18 protein-coding genes and 2 tRNA genes are annotated in these 22,887 nt (G+C 56.5%); 11 read left to right on the top strand and 9 right to left on the bottom strand.

The features are described 5' to 3' along the window. Positions 1-55 precede the first annotated feature (55 nt). The 4 genes from MID00_RS01720 to MID00_RS01705 form a co-directional block, all read right to left on the bottom strand. Positions 56-418 carry a hypothetical protein gene (locus MID00_RS01720; RefSeq protein WP_254499584.1) on the bottom strand — a complete coding sequence of 121 codons (363 nt, stop codon included), beginning with the start codon at positions 416-418 and terminating at the stop codon, positions 56-58. A gap of 559 nt (positions 419-977) precedes the next feature. After that, a tRNA-Met gene (locus MID00_RS01715) sits at positions 978-1,054 on the bottom strand. Positions 1,055-1,577: 523 nt separating this feature from the next. Continuing rightward, the gene (locus MID00_RS01710) at positions 1,578-1,751 is read right to left on the bottom strand and encodes a hypothetical protein (RefSeq protein WP_254499583.1); all 174 of its coding nucleotides are present in this window, start codon (positions 1,749-1,751) and stop codon (positions 1,578-1,580) included. A gap of 134 nt (positions 1,752-1,885) precedes the next feature. After that, positions 1,886-1,962: transfer RNA gene (locus MID00_RS01705), tRNA-Met, on the bottom strand. A gap of 72 nt (positions 1,963-2,034) precedes the next feature. Between MID00_RS01705 and scpB the strand changes: the two genes are divergently transcribed. The 10 genes from scpB (at position 2,035) to MID00_RS01655 (ending at position 15,360) form a co-directional block, all read left to right on the top strand. Continuing rightward, positions 2,035-3,054 (top strand): SMC-Scp complex subunit ScpB, encoded by a 1,020-nt coding sequence (gene scpB / locus MID00_RS01700; protein WP_254499582.1) that lies wholly within the window; start codon positions 2,035-2,037, stop codon positions 3,052-3,054. Between the two features lie 2 nt (positions 3,055-3,056). Then, positions 3,057-4,889 carry a 23S rRNA pseudouridine(2605) synthase RluB gene (gene rluB, locus MID00_RS01695; RefSeq protein ID WP_254499581.1) on the top strand — a complete coding sequence of 611 codons (1,833 nt, stop codon included), beginning with the start codon at positions 3,057-3,059 and terminating at the stop codon, positions 4,887-4,889. Positions 4,890-5,212: 323 nt separating this feature from the next. Further along, a complete protein-coding gene (rimP, locus tag MID00_RS01690) occupies positions 5,213-5,704 on the top strand; it encodes a ribosome maturation factor RimP (protein WP_009457607.1) in 492 nt (163 codons plus the stop codon). Further along, on the top strand, positions 5,701-7,185 hold the full coding sequence (gene nusA / locus MID00_RS01685) for a transcription termination factor NusA (RefSeq protein WP_009457606.1): 1,485 nt from the start codon (positions 5,701-5,703) through the stop codon (positions 7,183-7,185). The genes rimP and nusA overlap by 4 nt, the downstream gene beginning before the upstream one ends. A 67-nt stretch (positions 7,186-7,252) precedes the next feature. Then, positions 7,253-10,309 (top strand): translation initiation factor IF-2, encoded by a 3,057-nt coding sequence (gene infB, locus MID00_RS01680; RefSeq protein WP_254499580.1) that lies wholly within the window; start codon positions 7,253-7,255, stop codon positions 10,307-10,309. A 3-nt stretch (positions 10,310-10,312) separates the two neighbouring features. Beyond that, positions 10,313-10,726, top strand: a complete 414-nt coding sequence (gene rbfA / locus MID00_RS01675; RefSeq protein ID WP_009457603.1) for a 30S ribosome-binding factor RbfA — start codon at positions 10,313-10,315, stop codon at positions 10,724-10,726. A 33-nt stretch (positions 10,727-10,759) separates the two neighbouring features. Then, on the top strand, positions 10,760-11,512 hold the full coding sequence (truB, locus tag MID00_RS01670; RefSeq protein WP_022983561.1) for a tRNA pseudouridine(55) synthase TruB: 753 nt from the start codon (positions 10,760-10,762) through the stop codon (positions 11,510-11,512). 3 nt (positions 11,513-11,515) lie between these two features. Next, a complete protein-coding gene (gene typA, locus MID00_RS01665; RefSeq protein WP_009457601.1) occupies positions 11,516-13,333 on the top strand; it encodes a translational GTPase TypA in 1,818 nt (605 codons plus the stop codon). 363 nt (positions 13,334-13,696) lie between these two features. Beyond that, positions 13,697-14,887 carry an FAD/NAD(P)-binding oxidoreductase gene (locus MID00_RS01660; protein ID WP_254499579.1) on the top strand — a complete coding sequence of 397 codons (1,191 nt, stop codon included), beginning with the start codon at positions 13,697-13,699 and terminating at the stop codon, positions 14,885-14,887. A gap of 14 nt (positions 14,888-14,901) precedes the next feature. Then, positions 14,902-15,360: a DUF1641 domain-containing protein gene (locus MID00_RS01655; protein ID WP_254499578.1), complete on the top strand. Its 459-nt coding sequence runs from the start codon at positions 14,902-14,904 to the stop codon at positions 15,358-15,360. Positions 15,361-15,436: 76 nt separating this feature from the next. On the opposite strand, the gene hisM is transcribed toward MID00_RS01655, so the two are convergent. The 4 genes from hisM to MID00_RS01635 all read right to left on the bottom strand — a co-directional run bounded on the left by hisM (position 15,437) and on the right by MID00_RS01635 (position 18,409). Further along, positions 15,437-16,138 carry a histidine ABC transporter permease HisM gene (gene hisM, locus MID00_RS01650; RefSeq protein ID WP_022983563.1) on the bottom strand — a complete coding sequence of 234 codons (702 nt, stop codon included), beginning with the start codon at positions 16,136-16,138 and terminating at the stop codon, positions 15,437-15,439. Beyond that, on the bottom strand, positions 16,138-16,827 hold the full coding sequence (locus MID00_RS01645; protein ID WP_009457595.1) for an ABC transporter permease: 690 nt from the start codon (positions 16,825-16,827) through the stop codon (positions 16,138-16,140). The genes hisM and MID00_RS01645 overlap by 1 nt, the downstream gene beginning before the upstream one ends. 16 nt (positions 16,828-16,843) lie before the next feature. Continuing rightward, positions 16,844-17,638, bottom strand: a complete 795-nt coding sequence (locus MID00_RS01640; RefSeq protein ID WP_009457593.1) for an ABC transporter substrate-binding protein — start codon at positions 17,636-17,638, stop codon at positions 16,844-16,846. Positions 17,639-17,740: 102 nt separating this feature from the next. Next, a complete protein-coding gene (locus MID00_RS01635; RefSeq protein ID WP_009457591.1) occupies positions 17,741-18,409 on the bottom strand; it encodes a TIGR00730 family Rossman fold protein in 669 nt (222 codons plus the stop codon). Here MID00_RS01635 and polA point away from each other — a divergent pair. Beyond that, the gene (gene polA, locus MID00_RS01630) at positions 18,408-21,125 is read left to right on the top strand and encodes a DNA polymerase I (protein ID WP_009457588.1); all 2,718 of its coding nucleotides are present in this window, start codon (positions 18,408-18,410) and stop codon (positions 21,123-21,125) included. The genes MID00_RS01635 and polA overlap by 2 nt on opposite strands. Positions 21,126-21,219: 94 nt before the next feature. Here the strand turns inward: polA and MID00_RS01625 are convergent, their stop codons facing one another. Continuing rightward, on the bottom strand, positions 21,220-22,884 hold the full coding sequence (locus MID00_RS01625; RefSeq protein WP_026484327.1) for a Na/Pi cotransporter family protein: 1,665 nt from the start codon (positions 22,882-22,884) through the stop codon (positions 21,220-21,222). Between the last annotated feature and the right edge of the window lie 3 nt (positions 22,885-22,887).

The raw sequence follows: 22,887 nt of genomic DNA, 5'->3' as shown, positions 1-22,887 counted from the left end.
AAGCTGCATTGCCCCTGGGGAAATGGACAGAGACAGGTCTTTTCGGGGAGGGGGGTTACTGCTCGAAGCCACTGCGCTCGGCAGAAATGGCGCTGCAGCTGCCCTGGTCTTTTTCGCCTACCATGCGGCGATCGCGGATGATGGTGCCGCTTGCCAAGTCAATCTCCCAGGCAATTGCGCCTTCATTCAGGCTGGCCTTGTTGTCGGCAAAGGTGCCTCGCTCCATTCTTTCGCTGCCCGAAGCAGGAACGTAGACCCCAAATGTTCCTGCCTCTTGATTCAGGGCGAATTTGAAAACCTGGGGCTTGCCCGACGGGTCGGCAAACTCGCAAGTCAAATAGGTGGTGGCAGCAAAGGTGCTGGTGCTGGCCATCAGTAAGGCCAGAGCGGCCCCTGCGATTGCGGGTACTCGTTTCATGTCTTGATCCTTTAGTCGGCTGTCTCCAGCCGATTCTGCTTGGGTGTGAGTGACTGCAAAAAGTACGACTCATCCTGGGATCGCGCAGGCACGTACTTGGCTCCAACGCTGGAGAAGAGGTGGCCTGGCTTTCGTAAGGGATTTCGTCTTTCTTGAAACTCAGCTTGGCTGTGAGGCGTGAGCGTGCAGCGTAGACCACGCCCATGAGGCGTCACTGTGTTCACGCACAAACAAGCTGATTGGCGGGATTTGAAGCGCGATTAGAGGGGCTGGAGCTGACTTGTTATTCTGTGTTCTGGTCATGCTCAAGCTGGCTAATCACCCGCACGGGAAGGTTTATCGCACGGTGAGACTGCGGTCGTCAAGAACATTTCGTGCTTGAAGTAGATGGGTGCGTACTGGCGGGATGGGAGTTACTGCAGGAAGGGGGGGGCTTGTCTTGGGTTCGCCTTGTTTATTGTTTTGACGAAGCCGGACTATTTAAAAATAACAGGCATAAAAAAAACCGGAATAAATCCGGTTTTTTTAAATTTATCTGCAAGAAGCCGATAAATGAATTTGGTTGCGGGGGCAGGATTTGAACCTACGACCTTCGGGTTATGAGCCCGACGAGCTACCATGCTGCTCCACCCCGCGTCAGAAAAGTAACTATAACATAGTTTTTGATTATGTACATAGTGTGGCGTGTTTATTTCATTAATATTTGGCGATTGCCGCTGGAAGGGGCATAAAGGCTGGATAAAACGATCCTCAATTTTCTTGCGTCTTGCTGGTCGCAATGGTGTAATACGAACTGTGCTTACAGGTTCAGCCGGACTGGCATTTCAAAAAGTTCAAACGCGCAAGCGGCTTCCTGTATAGCGACCAGTTCTTGATGGCTGGCATCTGGCTTTGATAGCAGTCGGCTCCCCTACTAGGCGGGATGTCCCGGCAAAACGAATTTCTCTGTTTCTGGCTTTGCTTCAGGTTTAGGCAATCGATAAGCCCTGCGGTGGTCTGTTGGTGCCTTGATGTTGGCATTTGACAATGTAGACCTGTCGCCCCGATCAGTTATTGCCCCAAACGTTGTTGTGCTGTTTTCGCGTTCCGCCAATCCGGAGCGCCAATTCAAATCCAGTCCGATAGGGCTTGCGGACATACTCATCATCAGCATGTGTGCTTACACAACATTTTTAATTGCTTTTAAAGCGGCTGTTTCTGGTTTGAGCCAGGGCGGCGGGCTTGCGTGCGCTTCCGGCCCGATGCAAAAAAACCCGATGATGGCGACGATGGTGATTCGGATGCGTGCTGCGGCTGCTGTGGTGGCCTTTGCTTGGGCTGGGGTTGTTGCCATAGCGCTGATGGCTGGCCTGCGTGTTCTGACTGTGGGCTGCGCCGCGCGCAAGATTGCAGATCAAAATAGCGGGCAACAAAAAAGCCAGCACAAATTGGCTGGCTTGTTTGATTCTGCTAAGCAGTTCCGGGTGATGGTTGCGGGGGCAGGATTTGAACCTACGACCTTCGGGTTATGAGCCCGACGAGCTACCATGCTGCTCCACCCCGCGCCGGAAAAGATAAATACTAACATGGAATTTTTGCTTTATGCAAGTATCGCCAGAAAGTGAGGCTTCCCAGCAGTGACTGAAAGTGAAATAATCCGAGTCCTGGAGACGGCTTTGCTGTGTGCACAGCAGCCCATGAACAGCGCCGAGTTGCGCAAAATGTTTGTCTCCCCGCCGCTGAGCGCGGATGATCTGCGCCGTTATCTGGCTATCTTGCAATTGGATTGGAAGGAGCGTGGCCTGGAATTGGTTCAGGTTGCCTCGGGTTGGCGCTTTCAAAGTCGCCCGGCCATGCAAGTGTTTTTGTCCCGTCTTAGTCTGGAGCGCGCGCCCAAGTATTCGCGGGCCGTGCTGGAAACCTTGGCGATTATTGCTTGGCGGCAACCTGTTACCCGTGGGGATATTGAGGACATACGTGGTGTGAGCGTATCGACTCAAATTGTGCGTACCCTGGAGGATCGGGGCTGGATTGAAGTGCTGGGCTATCGTGATGCGCCCGGACGCCCGGCATTGCTGGGAACGACCCGTCAGTTTCTGAATGATCTGGGTCTGCGCTCTTTGGATGAGTTGCCTTCGGTTGAAACTCTGGACTCCCTGGATGCCTTGGCTTCCTTGCCAAACGGGCAAGCAGCTGCGTCGGCTGATCAGGAGCAGAACAAAGAATTGGATCAAGAACGGGATCAGCAACAGGATCAACAGCAAGATCAACAGCAGGGCGGGGATCATCAGGATCAGAGCCAGGAGCAAGCGGCAGAGCAGGGTGCAGAGCAAGAGTCTGCATCTGTGGCAGGGCAGCAAACTGGTTCCGAAGCAGGGCAAGAAATAGAACTAGAAGCAGAGCAAGACGCTGCTTTGGAAGTGAGCATGGAGCCGCTACAGGCCTCTGTTGCTCAGCTTGAGCTGGAGTCCGAACCGGATTCCGAGCCAGGCAGTCAGGACGATTTGCTTGAGGCAGTTTCAGAAGCGGAGCTGCCACAAACCGAACAAGCTGAAGTGAATACGACACCGGACCCCGTGGATGAGGCCCAGGCTGCGGCTGGCCTATCGGATATACAGGTACCGGACGAAATAAAAAACTCTGGAGTAAATGATTAAAAATGACTGATTCGCACGAGACGAACACAGCCTCCATGTCGGACGCCTCTGGCGCGGCCGACCCCAAGAATCCCCGCGCGAAGGGCCAGGGGCGCAAGCTGCGCACGCCGTTTCGCCGCCGTCGTGGCGATGCCACGCAAGAGTCGGCTCCCCGTCAGAATGAAGAGGTCCAGGCGGCCGCTCCTGGTGAGGCCAAGGCCCGCCCAGCTCGCCCACAAAACAATCGACGCAAACCTGCGGCTGCTGGTCGTCGTCCAGATACACGCGGTGGCGCCAACAAGCGACCAGGCAACACCCAGGCCGCCCGTTACTCCAACCCTGCTGACGACGCTCCGGTTGTGATTCTGGATGGTGATGATGACATCGCATTCAGCCATCTGGACAAACAAAGTCGTTTGTCGCAGCGCCTGGGTAAATACATGGGCAGCGACTTGGTGCAGCCTAAATTGCACAAGGTGCTGGCTGAAGCCGGTATCGGCTCGCGCCGCGATATGGAAGAACTGATCGTTGCAGGTCGTGTCTCCGTGAATGGCGAACCTGCCCATATCGGTCAGCGTGTCAGTGCCGATGACAAGGTGCGTATCAATGGTCAACTGATCAATCGTGCCAACACCAAGCGTCCTCCGCGCGTGATTCTGTATCACAAGCCGGCTGGCGAAATTGTCACGCACGACGATCCCGAAGGCCGTGCCACCGTGTTTGGTCGCCTGCCTTCCCTGAAAGTGGGCAAGTGGTTGTCGGTCGGTCGACTGGATTTGAATACCGAGGGTTTGCTGATCTTCACGACATCGGGTGATATTGCCAACCGCATGATGCATCCGCGCTACGGTGCCGAGCGTGAATACGCTGTACGTGTTCTGGGTGAGCTGAGCGAAGAGCAAATGCAATCCATGCGCGATGGCGTGCAGTTGGAAGACGGTGTGGCCAAGTTCGGCATGATCGAATTTTTGGGTGGCGAAGGCAGCAACCGTTGGTATCGCGTCACTATTCATGAAGGCCGTAACCGTGAAGTGCGCCGTATGTTTGAAGCGATGGGTGTGACGGTCAGCCGTCTGATTCGCACTCGTTTTGGGGATGTGGGTCTGCCTAAGAATCTGCGCCGTGGCCGTTGGGAAGAATTGGATGCTGATGTGGTGATGGCATTCATGCTGCGCCTGGGGCTGGTGAAAGAGTCGGATGACGAAGGCACCCACCAGCGTCGCGAACGTCAACCTCTGTCCCACGACAGCGCTTTGCCTCCCGGTTTCGGTACGCTGGAGCACAACGGTCTGAGTGGTGCTCGCATGGGGCGTGGTGGTCGTGTGGCAGGTCGCGGTCGCTCCTCAAATAATGTGCGTGTAAACGAATCTGTCAGCGGTGCCTTGTTCATTAGCGGTGGTCTGGCCAATGGCCATCCTGATGGTGGTCGTCGTGAACACGGTGGTCAAGGGCGTGGTGCTCCACGTAGCGGTCAGGGTGTACGTGGTGGCCAGCAACGCGGTCGTTCGGCGGAAGGGCGTTCTTCGGAAGGACGCGCGCATGAAGGTCGCAGTCGCGAGGGGCGTTCGCAGGAAGGTGCGCGTGTGAACAATGGCCGCCGTCCAGTGCGTGGCGACCAGGCGCGCGGTGAGCAGGGGCGTGGTGATCAGGCCCGTGGTGGTCACGCTCGCGGTGCTCAGGAAGGACGTGCGCCTTCGGCCCGTCGCGGCGCGTCCGATCGTGCCGGAGCCGGGCAAACGCCCAAGGCTCATGTGAAGAAAACAACGGTGGTGCGCCGTGTCAGCCGTCGTGATGATGACTGGCAACCAGCCAGCTCGGCGGCCCATGAATCCCACCTGGGACGCGGGCGCCGGTAAAGCCAGGACGCACGGACTTTGAGTTTGTGGCCCGAACCCTGCGGTTTGGGCCTGTAAGGCCGTGTGAATGCACGTATTTTCCGGTTTTCTGGTAGAATATAGAACTTGGCTCAGAGACGTTTGTGTCGGCTGGGTCTTTTTTGATGCTGCGCGCCAGCGAATAGGGCGGTCTTTCAAGGCAAAGACCGCGTAGATCATCCGGTTCGGTTGCGCCTGCAACTATCCCGATTTGACGTTGGCAATGCGCAAGACCAGGGCCCGCTTGATTCTCAAGCGTGCATGGTGACCATGGGCTGGCGTACAGCCCATTTTTTTTGGATTTTATGGCAGACATTCTAGCTTTGGCACAAGAGACCCTGGCGGGTACCGAGTACGAACTGGTGGACGTGGAGCGTGCGCCGCTAGGCTTGTTACGCATCGTCATCGATCACCCGGAAGGGGTGCGTATCGAACACTGTGAATGGGTGTCTAAACAATTATCACGCGTTTTCGAAGTGGAAAACGTGGATTACAAGCGCATGGAAGTGGCCTCGCCGGGGATAGATCGCCCCTTGTTGCGTATTGGCGATTACGTGCGCTTTGCGGGCAGTCGGGTGCAGGTGCGCCTGCACGAGGCGCTCGACAATCGGAAAGTGTTTGTGGGTACGCTCCACGCTCCTGAAGGGGCGCTACCGGCTAGTGTTCCGCTGGATACCGTTTTTAGGCTGGAACTGGACGAAGCATCGGGCAAGCTGACGCAGGTCGAATTCACCTATGACCAGGTGGATCGTGCCAAATTGGATCCCGTTCTTGATTTCAAGGGTAAGAAGCGATGAGTCGCGAAATTCTATTGCTGGTCGATGCGCTGGCGCGTGAAAAATCCGTAGCGCGTGATGTCGTGTTCAGCGCGCTCGAGAGCGCCTTGGCCTCGGCCATGAAAAAGCGCTTCAAGGAAGATGTCGATATCCGTGTGGAAATCGACAGGGAAACCGGCGCCCACGAAGGCTTCCGGCGCTGGCTGGTCGTGCCCGACGAGGCCGGTCTGCAAGAGCCCGACAAGCAGGAGATGCTGTCGGACGCCCAGGAGATCGATCCCGAGCTGCAAGTGGACGATTACATCGAAGAGCCACTCGAGCCTATCGAGTTTGGCCGTATCGGTGCCCAGGCTGCCAAGCAGGCCATCCTGCAAAAAATCCGTGATGCCGAGCGCGAGCAAGTGCTCAACGACTTCCTGGAGCGTGGTGAGACCATCGTTTCCGGTACGGTCAAGCGCATGGACAAGGGCGATGCCATTATCGAAATGGGCAAGATCGAAGCACGTTTGCCTCGTTCGGAAATGATCCCCAAGGAAAATATCCGCGTGGGCGACCGTGTCCGCGCCTGGGTACAGAAGGTGGACTACGCAGCACGTGGCCAGCAGGTCATCTTGTCGCGTACAGCACCTGAATTCATTAAAGAACTGTTCGAGAACGAAGTACCCGAGATCGAACAGGGCCTGCTGGAAATCAAGGCCGCTGCCCGTGATGCGGGTGTGCGCGCCAAGATCGCTGTTATTGCTTACGACAAGCGTATCGATCCTATCGGTACTTGTGTGGGCATGCGAGGTTCGCGCGTTACTGCGGTGCGTAACGAACTGGGCGGCGAGCAGGTCGATATCGTGTTGTGGGCCGATGATCCGGCCGAATTCGTGATCGGTGCTCTGGCACCGGCGCACGTCGAATCCATTCTGGTGGACGAAGACAAGCACGCCATGGATGTGGTGGTAGACGAAGAAAACCTGCCCAAGGCGATTGGTTCGCGTGGTCAGAACGTGCGTCTGGCATCGGAATTGACGGGCTGGCAGATCAACATCATGACACCGGAAGAAAGCCGCAACCGTCAGGACGAAGAGCGCGAAGAATTGCGCGCTACCTTCATGTCCCGTCTGGATGTGGACGAAGCCGTGGCCGATATTCTGATCGACGAAGGGTTTACCGGTCTGGAAGAAATCGCTTATGTGCCTCTGCAGGAATTGCAGGACATCGAAGCCTTTGACGAAGAAACCGTCAACGAGCTGCGTGCCCGCGCCCGCAACGCGCTGCTGAGCGAGGCCATCGCCAAGGAAGAATTGGTACAGACCGCGGTCAAGGAACTGGCAGGAGTCGAGGGCATGACGCCCGAGCTGATCGCCGTACTGGCCGAAAACGAGATTACAACGCTGGATGAACTGGCGGAACTGGCAACGGACGAACTGTCCGAGATGACCGGCCTGGCGCAAGATGCGGCCAGCGAACTGATCATGCGTGCCCGTGCCCACTGGTTTGACGACGAGGCCTGATATGTCTAGCTAGGTCCCGCGCGTTGTATTCATTAAGAATAGTTGTAGTAAAGCAAGAGAGAGTCGAATGTCGAGTAACACTGTCGCCCAGTTCGCTCAAGAACTGAAAATGCCTGCGAATGTTCTGCTGGAGCAGTTGCGTAGCGCAGGTATTGAGCTCAAATCAGTTGATGACGCCATCACTGATTCGGATAAGGCGAAGCTGCTTGAATCGTTGCGCCGCTCGCACGGCAGTCAGGAAGGCAACAAGATCACCCTGACTCGCCGTCAAACATCGGAGATCCGTCAGGATGACGGATCGGGTCGCTCCCGCACGATTCAGGTGGAAACACGCAAAAAACGCGTGTTTGTAAAGCGTGATCCCTCCGAGCTGGTGGCAGAAGCCAATGCGGCATTGGCACAGGAAAATGCAAAGGAGCAAGCTGCTCAGACCCAGGCGGTCAGTCAGGAAAAGCAAGCTGTTGAACAGGCGCCTGCCGCGCCTGTCAGCAAGCCCGTAGATCCTGTGGCAGCAACTCCTGAAGCTCCTGTGAAAGAGCAAGCCCCTGTCGAGCCCAAGCCTGAGCCCAAGCCAGAGCCTGAGCCCGAAGTGGTCGCTGCTCCCGAGCCGACTCCTGTTGCCGAGCCTGCGCCCGAACCTGCTGCTCCTGCACAGCCCGTTGAGGCTGCTCAGGAAGATACAAAGAAACCCGAGCCTCAGCCTCAGGAACAAGCACCTGCTGCAACGGAGCCATCCGAAGCTGCGGCAGCGCCTGTTCAGGAAAAGGCCGAATCGGCTCCCTCTCCTACGGCCCAAGAAAAGCCCGTGGAACCTACTAAATCTGTAAACGACGCCCGTCAAGCTAACTCTGTGAATAAAAATCAGCACCCTCAAGGGACTAAAACGCCCACTTCGACTGGAAAACCTCGGGATATGGCTGCTACTGGTCAGCGCCGTGCAGTGCGTGGCCCGGTGATTCCTCCTGTTGCCGCCGATGTGGAGCAAGACCAGGATCGTGATCGCGCCCGTAAGGCCGCAGAGGCCGAAGCCGCTGCGTTGCGCGATATGTTGAACCGTCCTCGTAAGGTCTTGCGTGCTCCCGAGCCAGAGGCTGATAGCAAGGCAGGTGCCAAGGGCGCTCAGAAGAAAGACGCCAAAGGCTCCAAGACCGAGAAGGCCCCGGGCAAACCCGTCAAGACTGACAGCACCCCTGGCTGGACCAGCGATGCCAGCCGCAAGAAGCAGCCTTCCAAGGCTGATGTGGCTTCCGCCGGTGCCGGTGGTGGTCGTGAAGGCTGGAAAGCCAATGCCAAGGCAGGTCGTGGCAAGGGTGGTCGTGGTGGCCGCAACGCTCAGGCCGAGCGCCGTGAACCGCAAGTGGCAGAATTCATTGCCCGTGAAGTGCACGTGCCGGAAACCATTTCGGTCAGCGATCTGGCTCACCGGATGGCCGTCAAGGCTGCCGAGGTGATCAAGCACCTGATGAAGCTGGGTCAGATGGTTACCATCAACCAGGTTCTGGATCAGGAAACAGCCATGATTCTGGTCGAAGAGCTGGGTCACAAGGCGATTGCTGCCAAGCTGGACGATCCTGAAGCCTTCCTGGTCGATACCGATGCTCAGAACGACGCCGAACTGAAGCCCCGTGCTCCAGTGGTAACTGTCATGGGTCACGTTGACCACGGTAAGACTTCGCTGCTGGACTACATCCGTCGTGCCAAGATCGCCTCGGGCGAGGCCGGTGGTATTACACAGCACATCGGTGCGTACAACGTCAAGACAGAACGTGGCACGGCTACGTTCCTGGACACCCCCGGTCACGAAGCCTTTACGGCCATGCGTGCTCGCGGTACCAAAGCCACTGACGTGGTGATTCTGGTGGTGGCCTCCGATGACGGTGTGATGCCCCAGACTCGTGAAGCCATTCACCACGCTCGCGCCGCTGGCGTGCCGCTGGTGGTGGCGATCAACAAGATTGATAAACCTGAAGCCAACCCGGAACGCGTCAAGCAGGAACTGGTAGCCGAAGAAGTGGTGCCTGAAGAATACGGTGGCGATGTGCCCTTTATTCCTGTGTCGGCCAAAACCGGCCAGGGCATCGACGAATTGCTGGAAAACGTGCTGCTGCAGGCCGAAATGCTGGAGTTGAAGGCTCCGGTTGACGCACCTGCCAAGGGTACGGTTATTGAAGCCCGTCTGGACAAGGGCCGCGGTCCTGTGGCCACCATCCTGGTTCAAAGCGGTACCTTGAACCGTGGTGACAGCGTGCTGGTCGGCGCCTCCTTCGGTCGCGTTCGCGCCATGCTGAACGAAACCGGCAAGTCGCTGAATTCGGCTGGTCCGTCGATTCCTGTAGAAATCCAGGGTCTGACTGAAGTGCCCGCTGCGGGTGATGAACTGGTTGTGATGGCTGACGAACGTAAAGCTCGTGAGATCGCGCTGTTCCGTCAAGGCAAGTTCCGTGATGTGAAACTGTCGCGTCAACAGGCCGCCAAGCTGGAGTCCATGTTCGACAATCTGGGCGAAGGCATGCAAACCCTGTCGCTCATCATCAAGACCGACGTTCAGGGCTCGCAAGAAGCGCTGGTACAGTCGCTGGTCAAGCTGTCTACCGACGAAGTGCGTGTGGTGGTTGTACACGCCGCCGTGGGTGGCATCTCCGAGAGCGACGTCAACCTGGCGATTGCTTCCAACGCGGTAGTGATCGGCTTTAACGTCCGTGCCGAGCAAAGCGCCAAGAAACTGGCTGAAGCCAACGGCATTGATCTGCGTTACTACAACATCATTTACGATGCGGTTGACGAGGTCAAAGCAGCCCTGTCCGGCATGCTGGCTCCCGAGCAGCGCGAAGAAGTCATCGGTATGGTTGAAATCCGCGAAGTCTACAACGTGTCGCGTATTGGTAATATCGCCGGTTGTATGGTTACCGAAGGCGTGGTCCGTCGCGATTCGCAAGTTCGCTTGCTGCGCAACAACGTCGTGCACTGGAGTGGCTACCTGGATTCCCTGCGCCGCTTCAAGGACGACGTCAAGGAAGTGCGTTCCGGCTTCGATTGCGGTATCACGCTGCGTGGCAACAACGACATCCAAGTGGGCGACCAGCTTGAGATCTTCGAGATCAAAGAGATCGCCCGGACACTGTAATTTATGGCACGACACAAGTCCAAACCAAACCCGGGGCGCAACCTGCGCCTGGCCGACCAGATCCAGAAGGATCTGGCGGTCCTGATCCAGCGCGAGATCGACATGACCCGCGCTGGTCTGATTACCTTGACCGGCGTGGAGCTGTCTCCAGACTACGCACACGCCAAAGTGTATTACTCGGTGCTGGGCGCCGAGCCTGAAGTCGCTCAGGCGGCTTTGACCGAGAAGGCCGGTTGGTTGCACTCGCTGTTGTTCAAGCTGCTGCACATCCACACGGTTCCTACTCTGCATTTTCATCACGACCGACAGTTGGAACGCGGCATGGAGCTCTCCAAGCTCATCGACAGCGCCAACCAGGCCGATAGCGAATTGACTGGCTCTGCTTCCAAATCGGACGAGCCAGACGAACAGCCCTGACGCGGCTGTTGTTTCTTCACGGATTGACACACGATGGCTACGCGAAAACGCGGGCAGTTGATTGATGGTGTGCTGCTACTGGACAAGTCCGACGGAATGTCCAGCAACCACGCTTTGCAGCGTGCCCGCCGCACTCTGGATGCCCGCAAAGCTGGCCATACTGGAACCCTGGACCCGTTTGCAACGGGCCTGCTGGTTTGCTGTTTTGGCCGGGCTACCAAGATTTCCGCCACGATGCTGGAAGCAGACAAAGCCTATGAAGCTACCTTGCAGTTTGGGCAGGAAACCGATTCAGGTGACTTGACCGGCAATGTGGTGTCCCAGGCTCCGGCAGATTTTGCCGGTGTCACCCTCGAGGCGCTGGAGGCAGTTCTACCTGCTTTCCGAGGACCCATTACCCAGGTGCCGCCCATGTATTCCGCGCTCAAGCGCGATGGCAAGCCCCTGTATGAATATGCCCGTCAGGGTATAGAGCTGGAACGTGAAGCACGACATCTCGTGATTCACGATTTGCAGGTGCAAGACTTTACGCCGCAATCGGCGCGTTTGTTTGTACGTTGCAGCAAGGGAACCTATATCCGGACCCTGGCGCAAGACATTGGACGTGCTCTGGGGTGTTTTGCCCATCTGACGGCCTTGCGCCGGACAGAATTAGGACCTTTTCATATCGACGACGCCTACACCCTGGACGGGTTGCAGGCGATGGAAGACCCGATGTCGGCCTTGCTGGCCATCGAGAGCTTGCCTACCGAGATTTTGCCCAAAAAACTTCAATCAGAAGGATGAGTTATGAGACGCGCATTGCGCAATGTGGCCATTATTGCCCACGTTGACCACGGGAAGACCACCCTGGTCGATCAATTGTTGAGACAGGCAGGTACGTTCCGTGACAACGAACATATCTCCGAACGTGTCATGGACTCGGGCGATATCGAGAAAGAACGCGGTATTACCATTCTGGCGAAGAACTGTGCCGTTGAATACGAAGGCACCCACATCAACATTATCGACACCCCCGGTCACGCTGACTTTGGTGGTGAGGTCGAACGCGTGCTGTCCATGGTTGACGGCGTGTTGTTGCTGGTGGATGCGGTTGAAGGCCCCATGCCTCAAACCCGCTTTGTGACTCGCAAAGCTCTGGAACTGGGCCTGCGTCCGATTGTGGTGGTCAACAAGGTTGACCGTCCCGGCGCCCGTCCTGACTTCGCGATCAACGCCACGTTCGACTTGTTCGACAAACTGGGCGCGACTGACGAACAGCTGGATTTCCCCATCATTTACGCATCGGGTCTGTCGGGCTACGCCGGTTTGACCGAAGACGTGCGTGAAGGCGATATGCGTCCTTTGTTCGACGCTATCCTGGAGCATGTGCCTCAGCGTGAGGACGACGTCAACGCACCGTTGCAGTTGCAGATCTGTTCGCTGGACTACAGCTCTTACGTGGGCAAGATCGGTGTAGGCCGTGTGAACCGTGGCCGCGTGCGCGCTGCCCAGGACGTGGTCGTGAAATTTGGTCCTGATGGCGAAGTCATCAAAGGCCGTATCAATCAGGTTCTGAAGTTCAAGGGCCTGGAGCGTGTATCGGTAGATGAAGCTGAAGCCGGCGACATTGTGCTGATCAACGGTATTGAAGAGCTGGGCATTGGTTGCACGGTGACCGATCCTGCTCACCAGGAAGCTCTGCCTTTGCTGCGCATTGACGAGCCTACGCTGACCATGAACTTCATGGTGAACACCTCGCCTCTGGCCGGTCGTGAAGGCAAGTTCGTGACCAGCCGTCAGTTGCGTGACCGTCTGGACCGTGAATTGAAGTCCAACGTGGCTTTGCGTGTTAACGAAACCGACGACGACACCGTATTTGAAGTGTGCGGTCGCGGTGAGTTGCACTTGACCATTCTGATCGAAAACATGCGTCGTGAAGGCTATGAAATGGCCGTGTCGCGTCCACGCGTGCTGATTCGTGAAGAGAACGGCGTCAAGATGGAGCCCTACGAGCAGCTGACCGTGGACGTCGAAGACGGCCACCAAGGCGGCGTGATGGAAGAACTGGGTCGTCGTCGTGGTGACTTGCAGGATATGGTTGCTGATGGCCGTGGTCGTACACGTCTGGAGTACCGTATTCCCGCCCGTGGCCTGATCGGTTTCCAGGGCGAGTTCATGACGCTGACACGCGGTACCGGCTTGATGAGCCACACCTTTGACGAGTTCCGCCCCATGCGCGAAGGCACGGTTGGCGAGCGTCGTAACGGCGTGCTGATCAGCCAGGACGACGGTGATGCCGTGGCCTACGCCTTGTGGAAGCTGCAGGATCGTGGTCGCATGTTTGTGTCCCCGGGTGATGCTCTGTACGAAGGCATGATCATCGGTATTCACAGCCGCGACAACGACCTGGTGGTTAACCCCATCAAGGAAAAGAAACTGACCAACGTGCGTGCTTCCGGCAAGGACGAGCACATTGATCTGGTTCCACCTATTCGTCTGACTCTTGAATACGCCGTGGACTTCCTGGATGACGACGAGCTGGTTGAAGTGACTCCCAAGTCCATTCGCCTGCGCAAGCGTTACCTGAAAGAACACGAGCGCCGTCGCAGCCAACGCGAAAGTTAATTTTTCGGGTTTAGCGATACGAGAAAACGCCTGCTTGATGCAGGCGTTTTTTTTGTCTTACTATGGTTGGCGTCAGCCGGATTTAGAACGCGGTATTAAAAAGCTGGGGTGTATGCATAAGCACCCCAGCTTGATTTTTAAATTCAAGAAAGGGTGTGGGATAAATAAAATTGATTAAGTGGCTTATTGAGTCTGATGAGTTGCTTTAATTTCTGCTTAATACCTGCCTGATACAAACTGGCTGGACACATTACCAAGCTCGCTTTGCAAAGTCTCAGTTGTAGCTGGGCATCTTCTTGTTTTTGAAAAGATTTTTTCATTGCAAGAGCCGGTGCGCAGTTTCCCCCATTAAGGAGAATACTGATGGTGCAGCATATTGTGATTGTAGGTGGTGGTATTGGCGGTACGATGACCGCCAATCATTTAGTGACCAAGCTATACCCGGAAATTCGCTCTGGTAAAGTCCGCATTACCATGCTGTCCAACTCTCCCTGGCATTATTACAAGCCCGCTTTTATGTACGTGGCGTTTGATGCTTTTTTCAGGGACGAGTTGCGACGTCCGCAAATTTCACTTTTGCGCCCCGAAATTGATTTTCAGCTAGAGGAAGTCAGTGGTTTTGACTTCAAGGCCAGCCGCCTGCATTGCGCCAGTGGCAAGAAGATTGATTACGACTACCTGGTGCTGTCTACGGGCTGCGTGCCCTCTCCGGAAAAAATTGAAGGTTTGAAAGAGGGCGGTGACCACTTCTATCAGCATGCTCCTGCGCGTCAACTGGCTGACCGCCTGAGCAAGTTGGAAAAAGGCCGCGTATTGGTAACGGTCACCTTCCCCAAAACTCATAACGTTCCTCACCAGTGCGGTATTGCACCGGTAGAAACAACCTTGATGCTGGACGAGTACCTGCGTCGTCGTGGTGTACGCGACAAGGTGGAGATTGCTTATACCTATCCCACGACCTCCCAGCTTTTGCGTAATTGTCTGTTCATGCAGAATGAGGTTTGTCAGGTCTTGCCGCCCATTTTTGAGGATCGGGACATCAAGCATCAACGCGGTTTCACCCTGAGCCGTGTAGACTCTGAACGCAAGATTGCCTATTCCGAAGAAGGCGCAGAAGAGCCGTTCGACCTCCTGATGGCGACTCCTCCCATTACGGCGGTGCCTGCTGTGCGTGACTCGGGGATTTCTCAAGCCGCCGACAACGAAGGCTGGGTCCCCACTGATCACCAAACCATGAAGGTGCTGGGGCTGGACAATGTATACGTGCTGGGTGACACGGTGGACCTGCCCATCAGTAAAGCGGGCGGCTCCTGCCATAACCAATCGCCCGTGGTGGTCAACAACCTGGCCTCAGAGTTGCGATTTGGGCGCACCAGCGACGAATACGATGGCCGTGTGGTGGCGGTAGCCCAAATGGGTCTGGAGGGCGGTATGCCCCTCTGGTACGACTACAAGGAGGATGTGCATCCTACGCCGCCCACCAAACTGGGTGGACTGCTGCGCAAGGGTTTTAACCGGGGTATTTACTGGGCCGTGGCCCGTGGCTTGGTCTAATTCAGGAGAGACAGATGAATTCGGTATCGGATAAATCCTTGAATCCCGGTGATGCGGGCGCTGCTCAGAAGTCCTCTTCCGCCCTGGAAAGCCTGCTTGGAGAGGATCCGGGCATCAAGGGCCTGGATGAACTGATCGGCAAGATCGAACCTTTGCTGGCCGGTGGTCGTTTGAATCGGGTGGTGGATGCGGTGTCCCTGCTGGCCGATCTGGTCGATATGAGCGACGACTATATGCTTGAAAAGCTCATGAAGGGCTTTGAGGAGGGTGTAGGGGCTGCCTGGTCGGTTGGAAACGCCGCACGTATGGCTGCGGACCAGGTGAGAGCTACGGAGACCACCCCGACCCTGATGGGGCTTATACGCCTGGCTAAGGAGCCGGAAGTGCGACGTGGCCTGACGTTCTTTCTGATGATGGCCGGTGTGATGGGGCGTCAGATGCGTTATCAAAACCTGGACCATATGGGGGATTGATACGGTAGCTGTATCGCTAAAGAAAAAAGGGCGGCTTGTGAAAGCGGCCCTTTTTTCTTGTTCAGCACCTCAGCGTTCAGTGATTCAAAAATGCCATTTGGCGCTTTTCCACGATACGGAAAATGCCCACCAGAATGAAGGACACGCACAGGTAAATCAGTGCAGCAATCCCGTAGGAGGTAAAGGTTTGGTAGGTGGCCGCATTGGCATCGCGCGCGATCTTGAGCAGGTCAGGAACGGTAGCGGTAAAAGCCAGCGAGGTGGCATGCAGCATCAGCACCACTTCATTGCTGTAAGCAGGCAGCACACGACGCAGGGCTTGCGGCAGAATCACGCGGCGGTACAAGGTCCAGCCGGACATGCCATACGCACGGGCCGACTCGACTTCACCGGGAGGCATGGAGCGGATGGCTCCGGCAAAAATCTCGGTGGTGTAGCCAACAGTGTTCAAGGTCAGTGCCAGAATCATGCAATTGAAGCCGCTCATGAAGAAGGCTTCCAATGCAGGCACGGATTTGACGATGGCCAGCTTGTACATGGCGGTGTAGATCAAAAGGATCTGCACGTACAAGGGAGTGCCACGGAAAAAGTAGGTGAAGGCACCAATAGGGCGCGATAGCCAGGCCTTGCCCGAGACACGGCCAATGGCCATGAAAATCGACAGGAAAAAGCCGATGGCAACCGAGATCACCAGCAGCCAAAGTGTCATGGCCAGACCCGAGAGCTGACCATTGCTTTGGTACAGATAGGCGCGCCAGAATTCGTTCAGAACATCCATTAGAACTGTGCTCCTTTCACGCCAATGTTGTAGCGTCGCTCCAGGTAGCCCAGTCCAATATTGCTGACGGCGGTCAGGCCCAGATAGATCAGGGCAGTGATGCCCACAAAGAGGAAGGAGTTGAAGGTCGCGTTACCGGCATTTTGCGCAATCTTGACCACATCGCTCAGGCCGATCAGGGACACCAGCGCGGTGGATTTGAGCAGGATCTGCCAGTTATTGCCCAGTCCGGGCAGGGCGTAGCGCATCATCTGAGGAATCTGGATGCGATGCAGAACTTGCCAGGCGCTCCAGCCACAGGCTTTGCCCGCTTCCATCTGGCCCTTGGGGATGGCCATCAGGGCGCCGCGGAAGGTTTCGGCGAAGTAAGCACCATAAATAAAGCCCAGCGTGACCACACCGGCTCCGAAGGGATCGATCTCGATCATGTCCCATTCCAGCCAGTCAGTCAGTTCGTTCAACCAGATTTGCAAGCTGAAAAAGAACAACATCAAAAGCACCAGATCCGGGACGCCCCGGATCAAGGTGGTGTACAAACCGCCCACCCATCGCAGCAGCGAGGTGCGGGACAGTTTCATCAGGGCAGCGACCAGACCCAGCACCAGGGAAACCAGCAGCGAGAGCACGGCCAGTTTGATGGTTTCCCAGGTGCCGACCAGCAACTGCGGCCCATAACCGTAAAGCAACATGGTTCAGGTATCCAGGTCAGGGCGCGATGCGAATGTTTTCTTTTTGGAAGTATTTGTCGGCAAAGGTCTGCATGGTGCCATCGGCCTTCATTTCACGCAGAACTTCATCAACAGTTTTCTTGAGTTTCTTGTTGCCCTTGCGAATACCCATGGCGATAGGTTCGTTCAGGATGGGGCTGTCGTCCACGGTGCTGCCGGTCAGCTCAAAGTCGGCACCGGCAGGCTTGGTTAAAAAGCCTTCAACGGCGTTCTGGGCTTCCTGGAAGGTGGCGTCCACGCGGCCACCGGCCAGGTCATTGAAGGCGTCGGTGTAGCTGGGGTAAGCCACGATGGTGACACCGTTGTTGGCCCAGTTCTGGCGCGCATAGGTTTCCATGGTGGTGCCTTGCTGCACACCGACACGCTTGCCTTTCAGGGATTCGGCGGTGGGCTCCAGACCGCTGCCTTTGCGGGCGGCCAGGCGAACCGGCACGATATACATGGGCTCGCTAAAGTCGATCACCTTGGCGCGTGCCTCGGTGGCGGTCATGGTGGAGTTGGCCAGATCGAATTTGCGGGCTTGCAGGCCGGGGATCAAGCTGTCAAAGGACTGATCGATCCACACGCACTTGGCTTGCAGGCGCTTACAGATTTCGTTGCCGATGTCGATGTCAAAGCCTTGCAGCTCGCCACTGGGGTCCAGAAACTCGAAGGGGGGATAACCCGCTTCAGTGGCAAAACGGATTTCGGACGGCCCGGCTGCATGGGCAGCAGCGGGCACCAAGGCACTGCAAAAAGCCACCATCAGGAGGCGGGCAAGCATTTTGTTCATGTGGAGGACTCCGGCAAATATCGACTAGCTTGTGGCATTCAATACAAATTCGGCCCTGCTGATGGAGGGCCGAAGAAAGACTGCAAATTTAACCCGTACGCCTTACTGGGGCAATGCGGGTTCCGCCCTAGGCAGTACGCAGCACTGGTTGATGTAGCCCATGACCTCGTCCAGATCGTCGGTCAGGACCAGCAAATTCAGGTCTTTCGGACCAATCAGGCCCATCTCCATCAATTGGTCACCAATCCATTCGATCAGGCCGGACCAAAAGGAAGTGCCGATCAGTACAATGGGTGCGGGTGGGACTTTGCCTGTTTGAACCAGGGTCATGACTTCAAACAGCTCGTCCAGGGTACCGAAACCGCCAGGCAGGGCAATGTAGGCCCAGCTGTGCATGAAAAAGGTGGCCTTGCGCGAGTAGAAGTACTCGAACTGCAGACTTTGTGTCTGGTAAGGGTTGTTGGTGGTTTCGTGAGGCAAGCGTATATTCAGGCCAATACTTTGCCCGCCTGCTTCGTACGCGCCTTTATTGGCGGCTTCCATCAGGCCAGGGCCACCGCCAGCAATCAGGGTGACGCCCGCTTCGGCCAGACGACGGCCCAGTTCCTGGGCCAGTTCGTAGTAAGGATGACCGGGTTTGATGCGTGCGCTGCCGAAAACACTAACGCCAGCACCCATTTCTTTTAATGTATCGACCGCAGTTTGCAGCTCCTTCATGATGGTAGGAATCTGCTCAGAGGCCGGTAAACGGACGATTTTATTGTTAGACATGAAAAAAACCTTGTTGCTCGTTGATGGTTCCAGCTATCTGTACCGAGCGTACCATGCGATGCCCGATCTGCGAAACGCGCAAGGCCAGCCCACAGGCGCCTTGTACGGGGTCATCAATATGCTGCGCCGTCTGCTACAGGATTATCAAGCGGACTATATGGTATGCGTATTTGATGCCAAAGGCCGCACATTCCGGGACGATCTGTACGATCAATACAAGGCTAACCGGCCCTCCATGCCCGAAGATATGGCGGTGCAAATAGAGCCTATTCATAAAGCGGTACGCGCCATGGGCTGGCATCTGATTTGTCAGCCTGGCGTAGAGGCCGACGATATCATCGGCACGCTTTCCCGTCTGGCGGCAGAAAATGGCATCGAGACCGTGGTGTCTACCGGGGACAAGGACCTGGCCCAGCTGGTCAATGAGCATGTGCAGCTGGTCAACACCATGAGTAACGAGAAGCTGGATGTAGAAGGCGTTACCAGCAAGTATGGGGTACGCCCAGATCAGATTATCGATTATTTGATGTTGATTGGCGACACCTCGGACAATATTCCCGGCGTTCCCAAGGTGGGGCCCAAGACGGCTGCCAAGTGGTTGGGCGAATATGGCAGTCTGGATGAACTGTTGCAGCATGCCGACAAAATCAAGGGGGTGGCCGGCCAGAATCTGCGCGACTTCAGCTCCAACTTTGAAATGACGCGCAAACTGGTCACCGTCAAACTTGATTGCGAAGTGCCTGGGTTTACGGGGGATTTCGAGGCGCTGGAGCCAGAGCCCCGCGACAACGCCGTGTTGCAGGATATCTACGAGACCTTCGGTTTCCGCAGCTGGTTGCGTGAATTGACGGATGATCCCAAACGCGTTCCCGCCCAGGATGCCCGTGTCGAGGCTGAAACACCTGCTGCGCCTGCCGAGCTGGATTACCAGACCGTCACGACGAAAGAACAACTACAGACCCTGCTAAGCCTGCTGGAAAAAGCCGAGCTGGTGGCCTTGGATACTGAAACCACCTCCCTGGACCCCTTGATAGCGCGTCTGGTGGGCCTGTCGGTGTCGGTCAAGGCGGGGCAGGCTTTTTATGTGCCGGTGGCTCATCGTGGCTCGCTGGATGTAGAACAGCTGGATAAAGACTATGTCTTGGAAACGCTGCGCCCCTGGTTGGAAAGCGCAGAGGCGGCCAAGGTCCTGCATAACGCCAAATACGATACCCATGTCCTGCTGAATGAAAAAGTCAGCCTGCGCGGTATTCGCGAGGACACCATGTTGCAGGCTTATGTTCTGCAATCGCACAAGCGTGTCAGCATGGAAGAGCTGGCCTTGCAATGGTTGGGTCTGAAAGGCGCCTCTTACGAGGATATTTGCGGCAAGGGGGCCAAGCAGATCAGCTTTGACGAGGTGGATATTCCTGTGGCCTCGCAATACGCTTGTGAAGACGCGGATTACACCTTGCGTCTGCATCAGTGCCTGCGCCCTCAAGTAGCCAGGGAAGAGGGGCTGGAGCGTATCTATTTGCTGGAAGTGCAGGCGTCAGACGTGCTGACCATTGTGGAGCGCAATGGCGTCAAGATTGATGTGCCTACTCTGGCGCGCCAAAGCCACGAGCTGGGCCAGAAAATGCTGGAACTGGAAAACAAGGCTTACGAACTGGCCGACCAACCTTTCAATATGAACTCCCCCAAGCAAGTGGGCGAGATTCTGTTCGGCAAGCTGGGTATTCCGGTGGTTCGTAAAACCGCCAGCGGTGCCCCCTCTACTGATGAGGATGTGCTGACCCGTTTGGCTCAGGATTACCCCTTGCCCCAGGTACTGCTGGAATATCGTGGCCTGGCCAAGCTCAAGTCCACCTATACGGACAAACTGCCCAAAATGGTGAACCCGGACAGTGGCCGTGTGCATACCCGTTATGCACAGGCTGCCGTCATTACCGGACGTCTGGCTTCCTCCGATCCCAACTTGCAGAACATTCCTGTGCGTACCGCAGAAGGCCGCCGTGTTCGCGCCGCTTTCGTGTCTGAACTGGGCAAAGTGGTGTCGGCTGACTATTCCCAGATCGAATTGCGTGTCATGGCCCATGTATCGGGCGACGAGAATCTGCAGCAGGTGTTTGAGCAGGGTGGGGACGTGCACACGGCAACCGCTGCCGAGATCTTCGGTGTGGATGCCAAGGACGTCAGCTCGGACCAGCGTCGTGCGGCCAAGGCGATCAACTTTGGTCTGATCTACGGCATGGGCGAATTTGGTCTGGCCAGCAATCTGGGCATTACTCGTGATGCAGCCCGTGCCTATATTGATCGCTACTTCGCCCGCTATCCTGGCGTGGCCAGCTACATGACGCGCATCAAGGCGCAGGCGCATGAGCAGGGTTATGTGGAAACCGTGTTTGGTCGCCGTCTGTGGCTACCTGAATTGAAGGGCGCGAAAGGGCCACGCATGGCCGGTGCAGAGCGTGCCGCCATTAACGCGCCAATGCAGGGCACGTCGGCCGACCTGATCAAGATGGCCATGGTGGCTGTGCAGCGCTGGCTGGAAGAAAAAGGGCTGCGCACGCAGATGGTGATGCAGGTACATGACGAGCTGGTATTCGATGTACCCGAAGACGAGCTGGATGTTCTGCGTGAAAACCTGCCGGGCCTGATGTGCAATGTAGCCAAGCTGGATGTGCCGCTGGTGGCTGAAGTCGGCGTGGGTGATAACTGGGAACAGGCTCACTAAGGCTTCCTGGCAAGCTAAAGGAAAAGGCGACCTGATGGTCGCCTTTTTTTTAAGTAGCAGAGTGGCTTGTTTTCACCGCCTGGCTGCAGTCTGTTTATTCCTCGTTGGAGCGCACTCGGTTGGGCAGCAACTCGTCGTGCTTGGCCAGAATTGGATAGGCGGCGGCGCTGACCAGATAGGAGTTGATGGTACGCACGTCGCGCAAAATCTCCAGGTACAAGGAGCCCTGCTCGGCGGAGTCCAGCTGACCGGCCTTGATCTTGCGAATATGACGGTCTCCCGCCGCCACTTCCAGTTCGCGGAAGAAGTCTTTTTCAAAGGCCAGGAAGCGGGCGGTTTTTACATCTTCGGCCACAAACAGGGCTGCTGCCTGACGCTGGTTGCGAATCAGCCTGTCCATGACTTTGCCGATTTCGGCCTGTTCTTCCGATTGCAGTATCCAGCCTTGTTTACGCAGCTTGGCCGTGTGGCTGAGCAAGCCATTGACGCTGATCGTGGCGGCGTGCGAGATATTGGTGGAGAACGTCAGAATATCGTTCAGACGACGGGTATCCTTCTTGCTGAGGTTTTCCTGGTCCATACTGGCCAGATAAGTGGTGATCAGCGGCTCCAGACGGTTGACGGCATTGCTGATATAGCGCGCATGGTTAATGCTTTGGGCGCTATTGTTCAGCATGTTCTGGCGAGCCGTATCCAGGATTTCCTGCAGCATATCGGACAGACGTAACGCCTCACGCGCTGCATTGCCCAAGGCCACGGCAGGCACTTCCTGAGCGGACTGGTCCAGATACAAGGGCAGGCCGGGATCATCCGGGTCGGTGCGGCGGGGCAGATAACGGCTCAGCAGACGCGAATAGGGTTTGAGTAAAGGCAGGAACAAGGCTGCCACGGCCAGGTTGAAGAAGGTATGGAAGTTGGCCACAGCACGAGCTGGATCATTGGTGAACCAGCTCATCAAATCCGGAATCCAGGGCAGCAAAATCATGCCGACCAGACAACCAAACACACGTGTGCCCAAGTTGCCGATGGGCAGACGTTTGTTGGCTGGGTCCTTGGAGCCGCCAGCCCCTTCCAGAATCGGGTTGATGGCGGTACCCACATTGGCACCCAGCACCAATGCGTAGGTCAGTTGCGGGTCCATATGCTGGTGACTGGCCAGCGAGATGATCAGCACCACAATGGCCACACTGGAGTGCGCGGCCCATGTCAGCAGAGCGGCCAGCAGCATGCCCGTCATGGGACTGCCTGCCAGCGCTTCCAGAATGGTTTGCAGCAGGGGGGCGTCCTGAATGGGGGAGAACAAGCCCACCAGTTCATGCAGGGACAGCAGCAAGAGGCCCAGACCAATAAAGACGCGACCCAGGTCACGACGGCGTCCAGGCTCCTGCGAGCGGAACAGCCAGACGCCCAGAAGAATCAGGGCCGGGGCCAGCGCGGTCATTTTGAAGGACAGCAGTTGCACGATCAGCGTCGTGCCCACATTGGCGCCCAGCATGGCGGCCAGGGCTGGAACCAGGGCAACCATGCCAGTGGCGGCAAAGCTGGTAATCATCAGTCCGGTGGCGGTACTGCTTTGAATGGCGGCGGTAATGGCCGCACCCGCAAAAAAGGCGCGGCGGGGGCGGCCCAGGGCATGGCCCATCCAGACGCCCAGCTCAGCACCAAAGGCGCGTTGCACACCGCTTTGCACCATGTGGATACCCCACAGGAGCAAGGCGATATAACCCCCGAAATCGAGAAGTGCGAAGATTTCTTTCATTGC

The organism is Alcaligenes sp. NLF5-7 (assembly GCF_024266725.1).
GTDB classification, from domain to species: Bacteria; Pseudomonadota; Gammaproteobacteria; order Burkholderiales; family Burkholderiaceae_B; genus Alcaligenes; species Alcaligenes phenolicus.
The sequence above is the reverse complement of the archived record's forward strand: the minus strand, read 5'-3'. Positions and strand labels throughout refer to the sequence as shown.